The 18,668-nt window shown below is 73.4% G+C and carries 18 protein-coding genes and 1 pseudogene; 10 read left to right on the plus strand and 9 right to left on the minus strand.

What is annotated here, in order from left to right; all coding sequences use genetic code 11:
- Window positions 1-214: 214 nt before the first annotated feature.
- The 3 genes from ACLQ27_RS08285 to ACLQ27_RS08295 all read right to left on the minus strand — a co-directional run bounded on the left by ACLQ27_RS08285 (window position 215) and on the right by ACLQ27_RS08295 (window position 2,186).
- On the minus strand, window positions 215-832 hold the full coding sequence (locus ACLQ27_RS08285) for an alpha/beta hydrolase family protein (RefSeq protein ID WP_357495833.1): 618 nt from the start codon (window positions 830-832) through the stop codon (window positions 215-217).
- Between the two features lie 53 nt (window positions 833-885).
- The gene (locus ACLQ27_RS08290) at window positions 886-1,278 is read right to left on the minus strand and encodes a WhiB family transcriptional regulator (protein WP_234587627.1); all 393 of its coding nucleotides are present in this window, start codon (window positions 1,276-1,278) and stop codon (window positions 886-888) included.
- A 197-nt stretch (window positions 1,279-1,475) separates the two neighbouring features.
- The gene (locus ACLQ27_RS08295) at window positions 1,476-2,186 is read right to left on the minus strand and encodes an SOS response-associated peptidase (RefSeq protein ID WP_425866189.1); all 711 of its coding nucleotides are present in this window, start codon (window positions 2,184-2,186) and stop codon (window positions 1,476-1,478) included.
- Window positions 2,187-2,288: 102 nt separating this feature from the next.
- Here ACLQ27_RS08295 and aroA point away from each other — a divergent pair, with 102 nt between their 5' ends.
- The 4 genes and pseudogenes from aroA (at window position 2,289) to ACLQ27_RS08315 (ending at window position 6,568) form a co-directional block, all read left to right on the plus strand.
- Window positions 2,289-3,587, plus strand: a complete 1,299-nt coding sequence (aroA, locus tag ACLQ27_RS08300; RefSeq protein WP_425866191.1) for a 3-phosphoshikimate 1-carboxyvinyltransferase — start codon at window positions 2,289-2,291, stop codon at window positions 3,585-3,587.
- Window positions 3,588-3,593: 6 nt separating this feature from the next.
- Complete coding sequence (gene rsgA, locus ACLQ27_RS08305; protein ID WP_425866811.1) at window positions 3,594-4,736, plus strand: ribosome small subunit-dependent GTPase A; 1,143 nt, start codon at window positions 3,594-3,596, stop codon at window positions 4,734-4,736.
- A 28-nt stretch (window positions 4,737-4,764) separates the two neighbouring features.
- On the plus strand, window positions 4,765-5,583 hold the full coding sequence (gene hisN, locus ACLQ27_RS08310) for a histidinol-phosphatase (protein WP_425866193.1): 819 nt from the start codon (window positions 4,765-4,767) through the stop codon (window positions 5,581-5,583).
- A gap of 59 nt (window positions 5,584-5,642) precedes the next feature.
- Window positions 5,643-6,568, plus strand: a pseudogene (locus tag ACLQ27_RS08315) (hypothetical protein).
- On the opposite strand, the gene ACLQ27_RS08320 reads toward ACLQ27_RS08315, so the two are convergent.
- A complete protein-coding gene (locus ACLQ27_RS08320; RefSeq protein ID WP_234587631.1) occupies window positions 6,526-7,725 on the minus strand; it encodes a glycosyltransferase in 1,200 nt (399 codons plus the stop codon). The pseudogene ACLQ27_RS08315 and the gene ACLQ27_RS08320 overlap by 43 nt on opposite strands.
- A gap of 229 nt (window positions 7,726-7,954) precedes the next feature.
- Here ACLQ27_RS08320 and ACLQ27_RS08325 point away from each other — a divergent pair, with 229 nt between their 5' ends.
- From ACLQ27_RS08325 to ACLQ27_RS08335, 3 genes are all read left to right on the plus strand, one after another.
- A complete protein-coding gene (locus ACLQ27_RS08325) occupies window positions 7,955-8,950 on the plus strand; it encodes an SDR family oxidoreductase (protein ID WP_425866195.1) in 996 nt (331 codons plus the stop codon).
- On the plus strand, window positions 8,950-9,756 hold the full coding sequence (locus ACLQ27_RS08330; RefSeq protein WP_425866197.1) for an ATP-binding protein: 807 nt from the start codon (window positions 8,950-8,952) through the stop codon (window positions 9,754-9,756). The genes ACLQ27_RS08325 and ACLQ27_RS08330 overlap by 1 nt, the downstream gene beginning before the upstream one ends.
- Before the next feature lie 88 nt (window positions 9,757-9,844).
- Window positions 9,845-10,417, plus strand: coding sequence for a DUF5709 domain-containing protein (locus tag ACLQ27_RS08335; protein WP_354861350.1), 573 nt, complete (start codon window positions 9,845-9,847; stop codon window positions 10,415-10,417).
- A gap of 5 nt (window positions 10,418-10,422) precedes the next feature.
- On the opposite strand, the gene ACLQ27_RS08340 is transcribed toward ACLQ27_RS08335, so the two are convergent.
- Window positions 10,423-11,070: a response regulator gene (locus ACLQ27_RS08340; protein WP_234587696.1), complete on the minus strand. Its 648-nt coding sequence runs from the start codon at window positions 11,068-11,070 to the stop codon at window positions 10,423-10,425.
- Between the two features lie 14 nt (window positions 11,071-11,084).
- Complete coding sequence (macS, locus tag ACLQ27_RS08345) at window positions 11,085-12,206, minus strand: MacS family sensor histidine kinase (RefSeq protein WP_425866200.1); 1,122 nt, start codon at window positions 12,204-12,206, stop codon at window positions 11,085-11,087.
- A gap of 118 nt (window positions 12,207-12,324) precedes the next feature.
- Here macS and ACLQ27_RS08350 point away from each other — a divergent pair, with 118 nt between their 5' ends.
- Window positions 12,325-12,780, plus strand: coding sequence for an ATP-binding protein (locus tag ACLQ27_RS08350; RefSeq protein WP_425866202.1), 456 nt, complete (start codon window positions 12,325-12,327; stop codon window positions 12,778-12,780).
- Window positions 12,781-12,803: 23 nt separating this feature from the next.
- Here the strand turns inward: ACLQ27_RS08350 and ACLQ27_RS08355 are convergent, their stop codons facing one another.
- Window positions 12,804-13,742 (minus strand): ribose-phosphate diphosphokinase, encoded by a 939-nt coding sequence (locus ACLQ27_RS08355; RefSeq protein ID WP_357495817.1) that lies wholly within the window; start codon window positions 13,740-13,742, stop codon window positions 12,804-12,806.
- Between the two features lie 77 nt (window positions 13,743-13,819).
- On the opposite strand from ACLQ27_RS08355, the gene glpK reads away from it, so the two are divergent.
- Window positions 13,820-15,304 carry a glycerol kinase GlpK gene (glpK, locus tag ACLQ27_RS08360; RefSeq protein ID WP_357574667.1) on the plus strand — a complete coding sequence of 495 codons (1,485 nt, stop codon included), beginning with the start codon at window positions 13,820-13,822 and terminating at the stop codon, window positions 15,302-15,304.
- A gap of 487 nt (window positions 15,305-15,791) precedes the next feature.
- Here glpK and ACLQ27_RS08365 read toward each other — a convergent pair whose 3' ends face one another.
- The gene (locus ACLQ27_RS08365) at window positions 15,792-16,625 is read right to left on the minus strand and encodes a phosphoribosylaminoimidazolesuccinocarboxamide synthase (protein ID WP_234587642.1); all 834 of its coding nucleotides are present in this window, start codon (window positions 16,623-16,625) and stop codon (window positions 15,792-15,794) included.
- Between the two features lie 147 nt (window positions 16,626-16,772).
- Between ACLQ27_RS08365 and ACLQ27_RS08370 the strand changes: the two genes are divergently transcribed.
- The gene (locus ACLQ27_RS08370; RefSeq protein ID WP_357574666.1) at window positions 16,773-18,104 is read left to right on the plus strand and encodes an ABC transporter substrate-binding protein; all 1,332 of its coding nucleotides are present in this window, start codon (window positions 16,773-16,775) and stop codon (window positions 18,102-18,104) included.
- A gap of 97 nt (window positions 18,105-18,201) precedes the next feature.
- Here the strand turns inward: ACLQ27_RS08370 and ACLQ27_RS08375 are convergent, their stop codons facing one another.
- Window positions 18,202-18,453, minus strand: coding sequence for a hypothetical protein (locus ACLQ27_RS08375; protein ID WP_089019121.1), 252 nt, complete (start codon window positions 18,451-18,453; stop codon window positions 18,202-18,204).
- Window positions 18,454-18,668: the final 215 nt, after the last annotated feature.

The raw sequence follows: 18,668 nt of genomic DNA on the forward strand, positions 1-18,668 counted from the left end.
GTCACCCCCCTCGCAGAAAAGTCGTCCGGGGTTAGTAACGCGAGATGACCGGTGAGGCATTCCGCCCGGCTCTCCCGTTCCTGGTCCCGGCCCCGGTGGCGCCGGCGCTGGGACCAGGAAGGGCCTGGGAGGACTGGCGCCGTCCGTCCGAACCGGGCCGGCGGCACCAACCGATGCAACGACCCGCGCCCGGCAGCGGAAACGGTCGGACGGTTCAGTCGGCCGCCCAGCCGTGCCGGCGCAGCCAGTCCCGCACCACGTCGGCCGTGCCGGCCGGGTCGCGCCGTAGGTCGTGCGTCTCACCCGGCCGGGTCACGACCTGCACGCCCGGCTCCGACGCGGGCACCCCGAACGGGTCCCGATCACCGTTGACCACGAGCGTCGGCAGCCCGGTGGCCAACTCGGCGGCGCGGGAGCGTTCCGGCCGGCCGGGCGGGTGCAGCGGAAATGCCAACGCGACGACCCCGGCCGCGCCCACCGCGCGGGCCGTCCGGCAGGCCACCCGCGCGCCGCTGGAACGACCTCCGACCAGCACCGTGGCCACCTCGTCGTGGCGAGCGCGCAGCGCGGCGAGCACTGCCGTCCACGCCTCGTCGAGGTGCCCGGCGGGGGCCGGCGCGCGACGGCCGGCGACCCGGTAGGGCTGGGTCACCCGGATCACCGCCAGGCCGGCCCCGACCGCCGAGTCCCGCACCGCGAGCAGGTCGGGCGCGTCCACGCTGCCGCCCGCCCCGTGCCCGAGCACCAGCAGGGCGGCGGCCGGCCGGGCCGGCAGGTCGGTGTCGATCCGCGCCGGGCCGCGGGGTGTGTCGATCTCTTCGCTGGGCAGCACCGACCCATTCTGCGCCGACCTCGGCGGTCACCGGGATGGTTCACTCCCGGCGGTCAGCTCAGCGGCACCAGGGTGAGCAGACGGTCGCGGACCGGAGGGCCGGCGTCGTCGGCCGCGTCCGGATCGGGCTCGACCTCGCCGCGCCAGGCGACAAGCATCGCCCGCCGCTCGCGGGGTGTGGTCGCGCCCCACACGCCGTGGCAGTCGCCGACCTCCAGCGCCCAGGCCAGGCAGGAACCCTGCACGTCACAACTGCGACACAGCGCGACGGCGGCATCCGCCGGTTCGTTCGGTGCCGGAAAGAACGTCTCCGGATCGACGTTCTGGCACGTCCCTCTGGTGCGCCACGCGTCGTCCTGTCGGCGTTCTCGCAAGGCCCGCAGCAGCCGCGGATCTCTCCGTGCCGCGGCCACCTCGTGCGGGCGGGGCATACGCGCCCGTGTCATTCCACCCACCTCCCCCGTGGGACCGGCAAGATCGGTGGATGTCGTCCGCCCCGTGCGAATCGACAGCCACTACCGGCGCTGTGTTGTATCGCACTTCCGGACACCGAGACAAGGGCTTACGGAGAACATGGCTGAACGGCCAGGCGACGAATCGAGCAGAACCCTGGCAAATCGGTGCTCGACGATGCCTGTCATTTTCAGAACAGAGTCAGCTCCGATGGGACCGGCTGCGGCGGGACGGACACCCGGGCGGTCAACTCCGGGCCGTCGTTGCGGACGTCGCCCACCGCCGGCCCGACCGGGCGGATCTCCAACCCGGCCAGCCGATCGGGCGACGCGGGCACGAGCAGGCGGTCGGGCTCGTCGCACGGCCCCAACCAGGACGACCACCGATGGGGCGGCAGCAGCACCGGCATCCGGTCGTGCACCTCGGCCAGCTCGCCGAGCGCCGCGGTGGTCAGCACGCTGAAGGTGAGCCGGCTCTCGGCCCCGGACTCCCAGACGGACCAGATGCCGGCCAGGGCGAGCACCGAGCCGTCGGCCGGGGTCATGAAGTACGCCTGCCGGCGGCCGTCGGGCTGGCGGACCCACTCGTACCAGCCGTCGGCCGGCACCAGGCAGCGGCGGCGGGCGAACGCCCCGGCGTACGCCCGGCTGGTGGCCACCGTCTCGGCCCGCGCGTTGATCATGCGGGCCGCGCCCGCGGCGGACCGGGACCAGTGCGGCAGAAAGCCCCAGCGGGCGACGCAGAGGCTGCGGTGCCCGTGCGGGGTGAGCCGCACCAGCGGCACCCGATCGGTGGGCGCGACGTTGTGATCCGGCCGGATCGCGCCGTCGGTGTCGTCGGCCGACTCGAACAGCGCGCTCAACTCACCGGAACCACGGGTCGTCGCGTACCTGCCGCACATGCGCTCACGCTAACCCGTCGGGGGCCCTGCCTGCTGTCCCGCCAACCGGGAGTACGACCGCCGGTCGGCGTCACCCACCGGCCGACACGGCAGAATGTAACCGTGGGGAATCTGACCGCGACCCGGCCGCCACAGCCGTGGAGCGCACCGACCGCGTCCGACCCGGTGGCAGCGAAACTGCGCCTGCCCGGCTCCAAGTCGATGACCGCCCGCGCCCTGGTGCTCAGCGCCGTGGCCGCCGGCCCGTCGACCCTGGCCGAGCCGCTGCGCGCGCGGGACACCGAGCTGATGGCCGCCGGCCTGCGCGCGATGGGCACGCACGTGTCGATCAACGACGACGAACGTTGGCTGGTCCGGCCGCACCCGCTGGTCGGCCCCGCCCACGTCGACGTGGGGCTGGCCGGCACCGTGATGCGGTTCCTGCCACCGGTGGCAGGGCTGACCGACGGGCAGGTCACCTTCGACGGCGACCCGTACGTCCGCACCCGGCCGCTCGGCCCGCTTGTCGACGCGCTGCGCTCGCTGGGCGTGCGGATCGACGTCACCGGCACGGGCAGCCTCCCGCTGACAGTGCTCGGCACCGGTGGGGTCACCGGCGGCGAGGTGGTGATCGACGCGTCCGCGTCCAGCCAGCTGGTCTCCGGTCTGCTGCTGGCCGCCCCGCGCTTCGACCGGGGCCTCGTGGTGCGCCACGTCGGTGCGCCGGTGCCCTCCGCGCCCCACCTGCGGATGACGGTGCGGATGCTGCGGGCCGCCGGCGCGGCGGTCGACGACAGCACCCCCGACGTCTGGGCCGTCGAGCCCGGCCCGCTCACCGGGCGCGGCTGGGAGATCGAGCCAGACCTCTCCGGCGCCGTGCCGTTCTTCGCCGCAGCCCTGGTCACCGGCGGCGAGGTGACCCTGCAGGGCTGGCCGCACAGCAGCGCCCAGCCGGTCGAGCAGCTCCGGTCGCTGCTCCAGCGGATGGGCGGCGAGGTCACCCTCTCCACCAACGGGCTGACCGTCCGCGGCACCGGCGTGGTGCACGGTCTGACCGCCGACCTGTCCGACGTCGGCGAGCTGACCCTCGTGCTGACCGCGCTGGCCATGCTCGCCGACTCGCCGTCGGTCTTCACCGGCGTCGGGCACATCCGGGGCCACGAGACCGACCGGCTCGCCGCGCTCGCGCGGGAGTTCGGCGGGCTCGGGGCCGACATCACCGAGACGCCGGACGGGTTGGAGATCCGGCCGCGCCCGCTGCGCGGTGGCGTCTTCCGCACCTACCACGACCACCGGATGGCCCACGCCGCCGCGGTGGCCGGGCTCGCCGTCCCCGGCATCGAGGTGGACGACGTGGGGTGTACCTCCAAGACCATGCCCGAGTTCCCGGCACTATGGTCAGCGATGGTGACCGGAAAGTGACGCTCACTGAGAGCTGACGCGAGAAGAGGACAGGTCCTGGCGACCAAACGGCGGGAGTACGACGAGGACGACGTACGGGTCCGACCCGGAAAGTCGTCGCGCCCGCGTACGCGCACCCGCCCGCAGCACGCCGACGCGGTGGACGGCTTCGTCATCGCCGTGGACCGGGGGCGCTACCAGTGCGTGCTGGCCGGGGCCGAACGCGGCGTGGTGGGGGCCGAGCTGCCCACGGTGACCGCGATGCGGGCCCGGGAGCTGGGCCGCAAGTCGGTGGTCGTGGGTGACCGCGTCAGCCTGGTCGGCGACACCTCCGGCGCCCAGGGCGCTCTCGCCCGGATCGTCCGGATCGCCGAGCGCCGCTCGGTGCTACGTCGCACCGCCGACGACGACGAGACCACCGCCGAGGGTCGGCTGGAACGGGTGGTGGTGGCCAACGCCGACCAGTTGGTGATCGTCAGCGCCCTGGCCGACCCGCCGCCGCGGACCGGGTTCATCGACCGCTGCCTGGTGGCCGCGTACGACGCGGACGTCGAGCCGCTGCTGTGCCTGACGAAGGCCGACCTGGCCGGGCCGGAGGAGGTGCTGGGCTACTACACCGAACTGGAGCTGCCGTACGTGCTCAACCGCCCGGACTCCGACCTCGCCGCGCTCCGCGCGCTGCTGAGCGGCAAGGTGTCGGTGCTGGTCGGGCACTCCGGGGTGGGCAAGTCGACGCTCGTCAACCGCCTCGTCCCGGAAGCGCTGCGCGCCGTCGGCGTGGTCAGCGCGATCGGCCGGGGCCGACACACCTCGACAAGCGCGGTGGCGCTGCGGCTGCCACCCGTGCCGGGCGTCGACACCGACCCGGGCTGGATCATCGACACCCCCGGGATCCGCAGCTTCGGGCTGGCGCACGTCTCCGCCGACAGCCTGCTGCACGGCTTCCCGGACCTCGTCGAGGGCACCGTCGACTGCCCGCCCAACTGCCAGCACACGGCCGACGAGACCGACTGCGCACTGGACGCCTGGGTGGCCGCCGGCAAGGCCGACCCGCGCCGGCTGGCGTCGTACCGCCGGTTGCTCGCCTCGCGCGCCGGCGACGGCGACGCGCGCGGCGACAGCGACCAGCGCGGGCCCGGCGAGGGTGACCGGCGCGGGCCCGACGAGTGACCCGCGAGGCGTCGGCTAGGTTGCCGGCATGACCGGGTACGCCAACGACCTCGCCCTCGCCCACCTGCTCGCCGACCGGGCCGACGCCATCGCCATGGCCCGGTTCCGGGCGCTCGACCTGCGGGTGAAGACGAAGCCCGACCTGACCCCGGTCTCCGACGCGGACACCGCCGTGGAGCGGGAGATCCGCGCCCTGCTGGCCGAGCACCGGCCCGCCGACGGGCTGCTCGGCGAGGAGTACGGCGCCGAGCCGTCCACCGATCCGAACGGCCGGCGGTGGATCGTCGACCCGATCGACGGCACCAAGAACTTCGTCCGTGGCGTGCCGATCTGGGCCAGCCTGATCGCGCTGTACGACGGTGACCGGCCGGCCGTCGGCGTGGTGTCGGCGCCGGCGTTGGGCCGACGCTGGTGGGCGAGCGCCGGCGCGGGCGCGTACGCCGGGCCGGGTCCGGCAGCCGGCGACCGGATCGGGGTCTCGGCGGTGCGCGAGGTCGCCGACGCGAGCGTCTGCTACTCGTCGCTGACCGGGTGGGAGGACGCCGGGCGACTCGACGCGATGCTCGACCTGCTGCGGACCGGTTGGCGCAGCCGGGCGTACGGCGACTTCTACGGCTACATGTTGTTGGCCGAGGGCGCACTGGACGTGATGGCCGAGCCGGAGTTGTCGCTGTGGGACGTGGCGGCGCTGGTACCGATCATCACGGAGGCGGGTGGCACGGTCACGGATCTGGGCGGTCGACAGTCCCCCACCGGCGGGCCGGGCACCGAGAGCAGCGTGGTCGCCACCAACGGTGCACTGCACGCCGACATCCTCGCCCGGCTCGATCGACCAGCCGAGCGCTGACCCCCGGCAACCTCTATCCTCGCCAGGTGGTCTCCTCCGGCTGGTGCTTCCTCGCGGCGATGATCGTCGCGTACGGCTTCGCCAACCTGCTCCAGTCGGTGGCTGCGGCACGCACCACAGTGCACCACACCTTCGATCCGGGTCTGCTGCTGCGCCTGGCCGGCCACCGGACGTACCTGGTGGGGCTGAGCTGTCAGATCGGCGGGTTCGTGCTCGCCTTCCTGGCCCGACGGGACCTGCCCCTGTTCCTGGTGCAGGCGAGCGTGGCGGCCGGGCTCGGGGTGACCGCCATCATCGGCGTTCTGGTGCTGAAGTGGCGGATGCCGGTGGCGGAGGTGGCCCTGCTGGCCCTACTCTTCGCCGGGATCACCGCGCTGGTGCTGGCCGCGCGGCCGGCGCCGTCGAAGCAGCTCGGCACCGCCGGCTCGGTGGCCCTGCTGGCGGCGCTCGGCGTCATCGCGGTGCTCGGTGTCTTCGCCGTCCGGCTGCACGGAGCGCCCGGGTCGGTGGCCCTGGGCTCGCTGGCCGGGCTGGCGTTCTCGTCGGCGGCCGTCGCGGCCCGGCCGCTGGCCTCCGCGCCGTCGGCCGAGGCGTTCCTCGCCAACCCGCTGTTCTACCTGCTGATCGCCCACTCGATCGTCGGCCAACTGCTGCTCGGGCTGGCCATGCAGCGCGGCTCGACGACCGCGGCGGTCGCCGCCATGGACGCCGCCGGAGCGGTGCCGGCGGCGATCGTCGGCCTGCTGCTGCTCAACGACAAGATCTGGCCGGGTCGGGAGTGGCTGGCCGCCGTCGGATTCCTGGTCACCCTGGCCGCCGTGATCGGCCTGACCCGCTACGCGCAGCCGCAGCAGCACCGTTCGGTGGCGCACTGCCACGACCGGGCCATGGTCAGCGCGGGCCGGCCCGTCTGACCGACCCGCGCATCCGGCGGCGCCCCGCTCACGCCTCGACGGGCTTGCGGCGGCTCACGACCCGCTCGTAGAGGCGTTCCAGGGCGCCGGCGGTCCGTTCCCACGTGTAACTGCTGCGGACCCGGTCCACTGCGGCGTGCCCGTAGGCGAACCGGCCGGCGTTGTCGGCGAGCAGCCGGCGCAGGGAGACCCCGAGCGTGCGTACGTCACCGGGGGGCACCAGGCGGCCGGTGACCTCGTCGACCACCGCGTCCGCCAGGCCGCCCATCGCGTAACCGACCACCGGCACCCCGCAGGCCATGGCCTCCAGGGAGACCCGTCCCGCCGAGGAGTAGTGCGGCGTGCAGGCCACCACGTCGGCCGACCGGTACCAGGTCGCCATCTGGTCGTGCGGCACCGCCCCGACCAGGCGGACCTGCTCGGCCACCCCGGCCCGTTCGGCCAGCTCGCGCAGGCGACGCGCCTCCGCGTGGTTGGCCAGCTGGCCGGCCGGTGGGCCACCGGCGATCACCAGTTCGGCGTCGCCGACCAGCCGCATCGCCCGGATCAGGTCGTCCTGGCCGTGGCCCGGGGACAGTCCGCCGACGGAGAGGATCCGGGCCCGCTGTTCGCGCGGGGCCGCCTCGCCGTCCGGGTGGAACTGCGCGGTGTCCACCCCGGCCGGCACCATCGCCACGGAGGTACGTTGCAGACCCATCCGGGTCAGCTCGTCCACCTCGTCGTTGCACTGGGCGACGGCGATGTCCACCGCCCGGGTCAGCGCCCGCTCCAGCGGGATCCGCTCCCCCGGGCCGTCGTACTCGCCGCCCAGGTGGCGCAGCTGCTCCACACCGAGCGAGTGGAAGGTCTGCACGACCGGGATGTCGGTCTCCCGGACAGCGTGCGCGGCTGCCAGGCCGCCGATCCAGTAGTGCCCGTGCACCACCTCGGGGCGCCAGGCGCCGCCCCACTCGTCGGTCAGCCAGCGCCCGAACTCGGTGACGTGCGGGATCAGACCGGCGGTGGGCAGGGCGGTCGCCGGGCCGACGGGCACCCGGTGCACCCGGTAGCCGCCGACGTCCGCCGTCGCCGGCAGGTCAGGGTCGTCCCGACGTTCGTAGATGCGGACGTCGTGGCCTCTTCCGGCCAGTTCGGCGGCGACCCGCGCGATGTGTTGTTGGGTGCCGACCGGCGGGCCGTCGGCATGCCGGTACGAGCTGGTGTGCGCGCAGACGAGGCCGACGCGCATGGGTCACCTCCCTGCGATCTTTTCCTCGGCGGTCCCGGTCAGAGCGTCCCATTAACCTCAGAGCCCCGAGCCGAAACCTGGCAGATCGGGAACAGTCACCGCAGGTGCCACCGACACTTGCGCCACGGCAACCACATGAGCCCCGATCTCGCCCGGTGCATCGGGCGGATCCGATGATCGTCGGGCGGCGATTGGTATGACCGGGCCCGACCGGGGGTACCGCTGCAGAATGCCGCTGACCCGCACCCTCGACGATTCGACCGTGGTGATCACCGGCGCCTCCAGCGGGATCGGCACGGCCACCGCGTACGCCCTGGCCCGCCGGGGCGCGGCGGTGGTGCTCGCCGCCCGCAGCGAGCCCGCGTTGCGACAGGTCGCGCAGCGCTGCCGGGAGCTGGGCGGCCGGGCGGTGGCCGTCCCGACCGACGTGACCAATCTGGAGTCGGTGCAACGGCTGGCCGACCGCGCGGTGGGCGAATTCGGCCGCATCGACGCCTGGGTGAACAACGCCGCCGTGAGCGCTGTGGGCCTGTTCGACGAGATCCCCGTCGCCGAGTTCCGGCGCGTGCTGGAGGTCAACCTGCTGGGCACTGTGCACGGCATCAAGGCCGCGCTGCCGTACCTCGGCGCGGCCGGCGGCGGCGTGCTGGTCAACAACGCGTCGGTGCTGGCCGAGGTGGCGATGCCGTACCAGTCGGCGTACAACGCCGCGAAGCACGGCATCCGTGGGCTGGCCGACACCGTCCGGCAGGAGCTGCGGGTGACCGGTCGGGGGCAGATCTCCGTCTGCACCGTCCTGCCGGCCACCATCGACACCCCGTTCTTCCGGCACGCGGCCAACCACAGCGGTCGAGAGCTGGTGCCACCCCCGCCGATCTACCCGCCCGAAGTGGTCGCCGAGACGATCGTGCGGCTGCTGCGCCGGCCGCGCCGCGAGGCGTACGCCGGTGGCGCCGCACGGCTGCTCGGCCTGCAGTGGCGGCTGGCGCCGGCCCTTGTCGAACGCACCCTCGGCTGGTACGCCCACCGCACCCAGTTCGGCCCGGGCGCCCGGCTCGACAGCACCGGCAACGTGTTCCACGCCGACGGGCAGGCCAGCCGCAGCGGCGGCTGGCACGGTCGACGGCGTCAGCTGGTGCGGATGACCGCCGCGTTCGGTCTCGCCGCGGCCGGCACCGCTGTCGGCACCATGGCCATGAACCGCCGATCCCGATCGGTTCGCTGATGACAGGCGTCGACCGACCGCAAGCGCCGTACGTCAGCGGGCCGCACCCCGAAACGACCATCGGAGTGAACGAGCACTGCCGGGTGGAGGTCGACGAGTCGTCCCCGGTCATCCGGTTGAGCGGGGTGCTCGACACCGCCGGGGCGCCCCGGGTTCACGACGCGTTGCTGGCACGGCTCAGCGACCGGCCCGGCCCGGTGGTCGCCGACGTGACCGGGCTGCGGGTCACCGACCCGGCCGGGCGGGGCGTCTTCGCCGAGGTCCGCCGGGAGATCGCCGACTGGCCGGCTGCGGACCTGCTGCTGTGCGACCCGGCGGTCTCCGGGCCCGGTCGCCCCGACGCCGTCCTGGCGGGTGTGCCGGCCTGGCCCACCCTCGACGCCGCGCTGGCCGCTGTCGCGGCGGCCCCGCTGGCGGCGGTGCTGACCGCCGAGCTGCCGCCGACCCCGGAGTCCGCCCGGCAGGCCCGCGAGCTGGTCGCCACCGGTTGCGTGCGCTGGGGCATGCCGGCCCTGACCGAGCCGGCGCAGATCGCGGTCACCGAGATGGTCAACAACGTGGTCACGCATGCCCGGACCCCGATGAGCGTCCGGTTGGCGCCGCAGGACGACACCCTGCACCTGGCGGTTCGGGACCACTCGTCGCGCCGGCCCACATTCGAAGGTCTGTCCCCGCCGAACCGCGTGGGCGGCCGGGGTCTGCTGCTGATCGACACCGTGGCCCGCCGGTGGGGCACCAGCATGGTGCCGGACGGCAAGGTCGTCTGGTGCGTGCTGCACCCGGACGACGAGGCAGCGCAGGGCTGACGGACTTCCCGCACCCGGTGTCCGGTTCGCCGCTGCACGACCGGCGGTGCTCCGGTTACGGCGGGAGGGCAGCGGGTAGTGATCAGACATGCGCGACAACGAGTACCCGACCCCCGTGTCCGACACCGAGGCGGAGGGGCTGCCCGACACCGCCGATGACGACTCGAGCGCCAACGACGACGTGCTCACCGGCCGCGAGGCGGACGGCCCGGAGCCGGCCCAGCTGCCCGGCGACCGGACGCCGGTGGCCGTTGACCGCTTCGGGACGACCGCCGAGGAGCAACTCGACGGGGAGTCATTGGACTACAAGCTCGATCGGGAGGTCTACGAACGCCCGGTGGACGATCCACTGGCCGGCCCGGTCGACCCGAAGATCGCCTTCGAGGCGGAGAACGAGGCCGCGGCGGCGGAGGCCCAGCTGGACGCCGACGTGATGGACCCGGGGCCGACGTCGGATCCCAACTCGCCGGTCTCCCTCTACGACCACGGCCAGCTCGGCACGGTCGCCGACGCCACGGTGGGCCGGCTCGTGGAACCGGACGAGGGAGCGCACACCGACCAGGAGACCGACTCCGTGGCGTACGACGCCGGGTCGGCGGGCGGCGGGGCGACCGCGGAGGAGCTGGCCATCCACGAGACCGAGCCGCCGCGCTCGGTCTGAGCCGATCAGTCGTCCAGGCCACGCTCGATCGCGTAGCGGGTCAACTCGACCCGGTTGTGCAGTTGCAGCTTGCCGAGCGTGTTCTGGACGTGGTTCTGCACCGTCCGGTGGGACAGGCCGAGCCGCTGCGCGATCTGCTTGTACGACATTCCCTTGGCCACCAGGCGCAGCACCTCGGTCTCGCGGTCGGTGAGGCGGGGCGTTCCCGGCTCCGCGTCCCCGGTCGCGTCCTGCCCCGGCCCGGCGGCCATCCGCCGGTACTCCCCCAGCACCAACCCCGCCAGGCCGGGCGTGAAGACCGGGTCACCGGCGGCGGTGCGGCGGACCGCGTCGAGGAACGCGGCGGGCGCCGTCGACTTCACCAGGTAGCCGGTGGCACCGGCCTTGACCGCGTCGAGCACGCTCTGCTCCTCGCCGCTGGCGCTGAGCATCAGCACCCGGACCTCGGGCAGCGCGGCGCGCAGCCCGACGACCACCTCGACCCCGGAGATGTCCGGTAGTTGCAGGTCGAGGACCACCACGTCGGGGCGGGCGGCGGCGGCCACCCGGATTGCCTGCCGCCCCTCGCCGCTGGTCGCCACCACCAGGAAGCCAGCCTCGGCCAGGTCGCGGGCCACGCCCTCGCGCCACATCGGATGGTCGTCGACCACCATCACCCGCACGGCCGTCACCGCTGCGTCCTCGGCACGATCAGCTCGATCTCGGTGCCCGCGTCGGGGGTCGACATGATCCGGACCGTACCCCCGAGGTCGGTCACCCGGCCACGGATCGACTGGGCCACGCCGAGCCGTCCCTGCGCCGCGGCCTCGACCAGCCGGCCGGCCGGGATGCCCGGCCCCTCGTCCCGGATCGACACGGTCACGGTCTCCCCCTCGTCCTCGATCAACACCCAGGCCCGCCCGCCGGCGTGGCGGCCCACGTTGTCCAGGGCCGCGCCGGCCGCGGCCGCCAACTCGCCGGCCACCTGCCGGGGCAGGGCCACCGGGGTGGCGGGGGCCGAGACCGACACCGCCGCCGACGCGTACCGGCCGAGCAGACCGCGCAGGTCCACCGCTTCCGCCCCGGCGTCGGCCGGTGCGGTGCCGGCGATCAGCGCCCGCAGCGCGGCCTCCTGCTCACCGGCGAGCCGGGCCAGTTCGCCGGCCTCGCCGGGCAGGTGCGCGCCGCGCCGCTGCACCAGCGCCAGCACCTGGAGCACCGAGTCGTGGATGTCGCGTGCCAGTCGTTCCCGTTCCCGGGTGGCCGCCTCCAACTCCACCGCGTGTTGCAGGCGTTCCTCGGCGGCCACGGCGAGCCGGGCGACGTGGCCGACCACCACCCCGGCGAGCAGCAGCAGGATCACTCCGGTGAAGGAGGACTGGCTGATCCGTTCCCGGGTGGCCACGTCCGCGCCGGCGACCAGCAGCGCGGCCACCGTGCCCCGCCGCCGGCCGCCGGAGACCGCCCAGGCCAGCACCGGGCCGGCCATCCAGGCAACCCCCAGGGTGGGTACGCCGTGGGCGAGCGCCTCCCGTCCGATCACCCAGGGGGTGGACAACACGATGGCGACCACCACCCCGAGGTCGGCCAGCAGCAGCGGCCAACGGCGCCAGGCAGAGCGGGCGTACCCGACGGCTGTCACGCCGGTCCAGAGGATCATCGCCAGGACCAGGGCGCCGACGGCGAACGGGTGGTCGTACCGGTCGGCGTCGCGTACGGCGAGCGCGCAGACGTACAGGAGGGAGGTGACCCGGAACACCGTGAGCGCCCGCCAGAGCGGCACCTCGAAACCACCCGACGGCGACGGCATGGCGGTCAGGATGCCACAGCGGGGCCGGCGGCGCGGGGCCACGGAGTGCACATCAAGGAACCCTGACGTACGGTTGAAAAGCCGCGAAATACTCCGAGATCCGCTGTCGGGACGGGCCATGACGAATGCAGATCCGCACGCACCGCGTACGGTTGTGCCCATCGAACCCTCCCTCCTGATCGCCGAGGCCTTCGAGCAGGCCCAGGTGACCGAGATTCGACACTCGGTCACCTCCTGCGCGCACGCCTCCGGCCTCGAAGGCCAACGGCTGGACGACTTCGTGCTGGCGGTCAACGAGTTGATCACCAACGCCGTGCGGCACGGCGGCGGGCGCGGGTGGCTGCGGCTCTGGCGGGAGCCCGGCGGGCTGTTCTGCGAGGTGGCGGACCACGGCCAGGGCATCACCCCGCAGCGGCTGGGCGACCGGAGCCGTCCCGCCCCGGACACCGCCGGCGGGTGGGGTCTCTGGCTGGCCCGGGAGCTGACCGACGCCATGGAGATCGCCACCAGCGCCGCCGGCACCACCGTCCGCATCGCCGCCACCCTCGCCGCCACCGACCGCACCAAGCGCTGAGACCGGGCCCGGCGCGGGCGGGCTCACCCGAACAGGGCCGAGACCGACTCCCCGTTGTGAATCCGGCGCATGGCCTCGGCCAGGGCGGGAGCCACCGAGAGGACCTGGAGTTTCCCGACCCGCTTCTCGGCCGGGATGGGGACGGTGTTGGTGCAGACGATCTCCAACACGCCGTCCTGGTCACTGAGCCGCCGCAGCGCGTCGCCGGAGAACAGGCCGTGCGTGCAGGCCAGCCGGATCGAGCGCACCTTCAGGCCGCGCAGATGCTCCATCAGCTCGACCACGGTGCTGCCCTTGGCGATCTCGTCGTCCAGCACGATGACGTCCCGGTCGGCGACCTCGCCGATCACGGCACTGATCTTGACCAGGTCGTCGCTGAACCGCTGCTTCGCACCGGCCGCCACCGGCGTGCCGAGCAGCCGGGCGAAGGCGGCGGCCTCCTTGGCGTTGCCCAGGTCCGGCGAGACCACCACTGTGTCGCTCAGGTCGTAGCGCCGGAAGTGGGTGGCCAGCTCGCGCAGCGCGTGCAGATGATCCACCGGGACGCTGAAGAAGCCGTGCACCTGCGGCGAGTGCAGGGTCATCGCGAGCACCCGGTCCGCACCCGCCGAGGTGAGCAGGTCGGCGACGAGCCGAGCCCCGATCGAGATGCGCGGCGCGTCCTTCTTGTCCGAGCGGGCGTACGCGTAGTGCGGCAGCACCACGGTGATCCGGCCGGCGGACGCGCCCCGCGCCGCGTCGATCATCAGCAGCAGCTCGACGAGGTTCTCCTGCACCGGGGGGACCAGCGGCTGGATCAGGAAGACGTCCCGCTCCCGGCAGTTGGCCTGCAACTGCACTTCCAGGCAGTCGTTGGCGAACCGGGAGACCCGCACCGGATGCAGCGGCACCCCCAGGTGGGCGCAGATCTCGGCAGCCAGGTCGGGATGGGCGGTTCCACTGAAAACGGCGATGTCGCGCACGTTCGCACATCGTAGGCGAAGCCCCGGCCAACGTGACGTCTGTCGCTCCGCGCCGCCGGTTTGGGTACGGTGCTGCCGTGAGGACCGAGTACGTCGCCGCCATCGACCAGGGCACCACCTCCTCGCGGTGCATCGTCTTCGACTCCGCCGGGGACATCGTCGCCTCGGCCCAGCGCGAGCACCGGCAGATCTTCCCCCGGCCCGGCTGGGTGGAGCACGACGCCGAGGAGATCTGGGACAACGTCCAGCAGGTGGTCGCCGAGGCGCTGCAGGCCGCCGGCACCGACGCGGCCGGGCTCGCCGCCGTGGGCATCACCAACCAGCGGGAGACCACAGTCGTCTGGGACCGGGCCACCGGCCGCCCGGTGGCCAACGCCATCGTCTGGCAGGACACCCGCACCGGGCCGCTGCTGCGCGAGCTGGCCTCGGCGTACGGCGAGGAGCGCTTGCGGGCCCGCACCGGCCTGCCGCCGGCCACCTACTTCGCCGGCCCGAAGCTGCGCTGGCTGCTCGACGAGGTCGACGGCCTGCGCGAGCGCGCCGAGCGTGGCGAGGTGCTCTTCGGCACGATGGACAGCTGGCTGATCTGGAAACTCACCGGCGAGCACGTCACCGACGTGACCAACGCCAGCCGGACCATGCTGATGGACCTCGCCACCCTCGACTGGGATCCGGAACTGCTGGACGCGCTGGGCGTGCCGGCGGCGATGCTCCCGGAGATCCGCTGCTCCGCCGAGGTGTACGGCACCGCCACCGGCGTGCTCGCCGGCGTGCCGGTGGCCAGCGCACTCGGCGACCAGCAGGCCGCCCTGTTCGGGCAGACCTGCTTCCAGCCGGGCGAGGCGAAGTGCACCTACGGCACCGGCAGCTTCCTGCTGCTCAACACGGGCGCCAGCCCGGTGCCCTCCACCCACGGCCTGCTCACCACCGTCGCGTACCAGATCAAGGGCCAACCTCCGGCGTACGCCCTGGAGGGCGCCATCGCCGTCACCGGCTCGCTGGTGCAGTGGCTGCGCGACAACCTCGGGCTGATCTCCAGCGCCGCGGAGGTGGAGGACCTGGCCCGCACCGTGGACGACAACGGCGGCTGTTACGTGGTGCCGGCGTTCTCCGGGCTCTTCGCCCCGCACTGGCGCAGCGACGCGCGCGGCGTGATCGCCGGGCTGACCGGCTACATCACCAAGGGGCACCTGGCCCGGGCGGTGCTGGAGGCGTCGGCGTGGCAGACCCGCGAGGTGGTCGACGCGATGAACGCCGATTCCGACGTGGCGCTGCGCCGACTCCGGGTGGACGGCGGGATGACCGCCAACGGCCTGCTCATGCAGTTCCTCGCCGACGTGCTCGACGTGCCGGTGGTCCGCTCCCGGATCACCGAGACCACCTGCCTCGGCGCGGCGTACGCGGCCGGCCTGGCGGTGGGCTTCTGGCCGGACCTGGCTACGTTGCGCGCGCAGTGGCGCTCGGACGCGCAGTGGGAGTCGACGATGGCACCGGAGCTACGCGACAGCGAGCTGCGCCAGTGGCGCAAGGCCGTGCAGCGCACGCTCGACTGGGTGGAGTGACAGAGGCGACCAGGTGAAGCGCCGCGCAGGCGTCCGGACGAAGCGGCGCGCGGACGCCCGGACGAAGCGGCGCGCGGACGCCCGGACGAAGCGGCGCGCGGACGCCCGGACGAAGCGGCGCGCGGAAGCCCGACTGGAGTGCCACGCGGACGCCCGACTGGAGTGCCGTAGGCCCGGTGCCAGACCGGCCAACCGTCCCAGCCAAGCGTGCCCGGTCAAGCACCCACGTGCGCGTCCTTTGCTCTGCTTCAGCGGAGGCAACAGAAAGGTGCCGTGAGTGTTGCGCCGGTTGAAGCAGAGCAAAGGACGCACAGTGGTGCCCCGGCCCAGCGAGCGACCCGGCCCAGCGAGCGACCCGGCGAAACGGAGCAACCCGGCGCAGCGGGCGACCCGGCACAGCGCGCAACCCGGCGCAGCGGGCGACCCGGCGGACCGAGAGACCTGGCGGACCGAGAGACCTGGCGGACCGAGGGGCCTGGCGGCCCGCTCAGCTCCAGCGGTTGCCGGTGAGCTTCTCGTAGACCTCGACGTAGCGGGCGCGCGTCGCCTCGACGACCTCGGCGGGCACGTCCGGCGCCGGAGGCAGCTTGTTCCAACCGCTGCCGGTGGCCCAGTCCCGCACGTACTGCTTGTCGTAGGAGAACTGCACCCGGCCCGGCTGGTACGACTCGGCCGGCCAGAACCGCGACGAGTCGGAGGTGAGCAGCTCGTCGGCGAGCACCAGGGTGCCGTCCGGCGCCCAGCCCAGCTCGATCTTGGTGTCGGCGATCAGGATGCCCCGGTCGGCGGCCAGCTCGGCACCGCGCCGGTAGACGTCGATGGTGATCTGTCGCAGCCGTTCGGCGGTCTCGTCGCCCACCTTGTCCACCACGTCGGCGTACGTGATCGGCTCGTCGTGCTCGCCGGCCGGCGCCTTGCTCGACGGCGTGAAGATCGGCTCGGGCAGGATCGACGCCTCGACGAGCCCGCGCGGCAGCGGTACGCCGGAGACCGCGCCGGTGCGCTCGTACTCCCGCAGGCCGCCGCCGGTGAGGTAACCCCGGGCGACGCACTCGACCGGGACCATGTCCAGCCGCTGGCAGCGGATGGCCCGCCCGGCGAACTCGGCCGGCACGTCGGTGGCCGAGATGACGTGGTTCGGCACCAGGTCGGCGAGCTGCTCGAACCACCACAGCGAGAGGGCAGTGAGCAGCCGGCCCTTGTCCGGAATCGGTGTCGGGAGGGGCACGTCGTAGATCGAGATGCGGTCCGAGGCGACCAGAATCAGGTCGTCGCCGTCGGCGTACACGTCCCGAACCTTGCCCGAGTGCAGAAGTTCCACGCGCCCTAGTACACCACGCGACGACGACAGGCCCGTTCCGGCCACCCATACCGCCCGCGGGCTGCCGGGGTGACCGGACGGACGTTGACACCCTCCTGCGCCGCCTGCGTGAATGGTCCGACCCGTCCGTACGTGCCAGGAGACCTCGTGCCCGTTGCCCGTCCACCGATCGTCCGCTTCGGCGCCGACCCGGGCCGACGCCGAGTGCTCACCGCGCTGCTCGGCGCACCCCTGCTGGCCACCGGTGGGCTGGCCGGATGCAGCGATGGCGCCGACACCTCGACCCAGGACGGGCCGATCGAGCTGTCGGTCTTCTGGTGGGGCGGGGCGAGGCGGGCCGAGTTGACGGAGAAGGCCCTCCGGCTGTACTCGCAGCGCAACCCGCAGGTCAGCTTCCGGGTCACCTGGCAGGGCGCCGACGGCTACTACGAGCGGTTGGCCACCCAGGCGGCCGGCGGCAACGTTCCGGACCTGATCCAGCTCGACGACGCCATGCTGACCGAGTACAGCGAACGCCAGATCGCCCTCGACCTCACCGAAGCGACCGCCGACAACCGACTGGACCTGCGTGGCCTGCCGGAGGGTCTGATCCGCTACGGCACCGTGGACGGGCGGACGATGGCGGTGGCCGCCGGGCAGACTCTCGCGGCCGTGGTCTTCAACCGTGACCTGCTGCGCGAGCTGCGGGTGCCGGAGCCGCGCGGCGGGATGCCCTGGGTGGACTACATCGCCTGGGCGCAGCAGGTCACCGAGGCGAGCAACGGCCAGGTGGCCGGCACGATGGACGCGTCCGGCGACTACCGCGCCCTCTGGCTCTGGCTGCGGTCCCAGGGCGGCGAGTTCTACCGCGGACGGCAGCTCGGCTTCGGCGCCGAGGAGCTGATCGCCTGGTTCGAGCTGTGGCAGCGCGCCCGAACCGGACGCGCCACGCCGGGCGCGGCCCTCGTCGAGCAGGCCGACAGCGGGGAACCGGCCCGGCAGTTGGTGGTCACCGGGTTGACCGCCGCGTCCTTCGCCTGGTCCCACCAACTGCCGGAGATGCAACGACTCAGCGATTCCGAGTTGGGTGTCGTGGGCTTCCCCGGCCCGCCGGGCGCCCAGTGGGCGCGGGCGTCGATGTACTGGGCGGGGTTCCGGGGCACCCGCCACCCGGACGCGGTGGCCGACGTGATCAACTTCCTGACCACGAACGGGGAGGCGGGCACCATCCTCGGCCACGAGCGTGGTCTCAACGCCAGTCTCGCCGTACGCCGCTACACCGAGGGCAGCATCACCGACCCTGCTCAGAAGCGCGCCGCCGCGTTCGGCGCCAGCATCGCCGACCAGCTGGGGCCGGCCCCCGCGCCACCGCCGAAGGGCCACCCCAAGGTGCGTTCCCTGCTGGTCACCGCGGCGGAGAGCCTCCGCGCCCGGCGTACCGGCACGCGGGCGGCGACCTCACGTTTCCTCGCCCAGGCCAACGCCGCCCTGGCAGCCTGACCCACCGGCGGACCACCGCCGCCCGCCACGCCTGTCGACCGGCCCGGCCGGCCTTCGTCGACAGGTGGTCGTCGGCGGCCGGCCGGATGGGCGACGGTCAGCGCGGGGGGCCACCTCGCCGGTTGCGCGTCAGACGCAGCACCAGGAACACGATGATCGCCACCACCACGAGGCAGCAGAGCAGACCGAGAAAACCGAAGCCGCCGCCACGGGAGCGCCGCCGGGCGGCCTCCACCACCAACTCGCCGGTCCCCGTGGACGCCCAGGCCGCGACCGGCACGAAGACCGCCAGGACGACCGCACCGAGGACCGCGCTGAGCCGGCCCCACCACTTCCCGAATGAAGACATGCGCCCATCCTCGCCGAAGGATGCAACCTCGGCACGACGGTCCACGCCGAATTCACGCCGTTCGGACGGACGGAGCAGATCGCCATCCACAGAGGTGATCGGATTCGGCGAGCACCTCGCACCCATCGCGCCGGTGGTGGGCGGCCTTCGGCCGGAAACAGAAGACCCGGCCCCACGATCTGGGGCCGGGTTCCGGTGTGCACTTTCCGTGGTAG

Source organism: Micromonospora sp. DT63, from assembly GCF_049841615.1.
In the GTDB taxonomy this organism is placed as follows: domain Bacteria; phylum Actinomycetota; class Actinomycetes; order Mycobacteriales; family Micromonosporaceae; genus Micromonospora.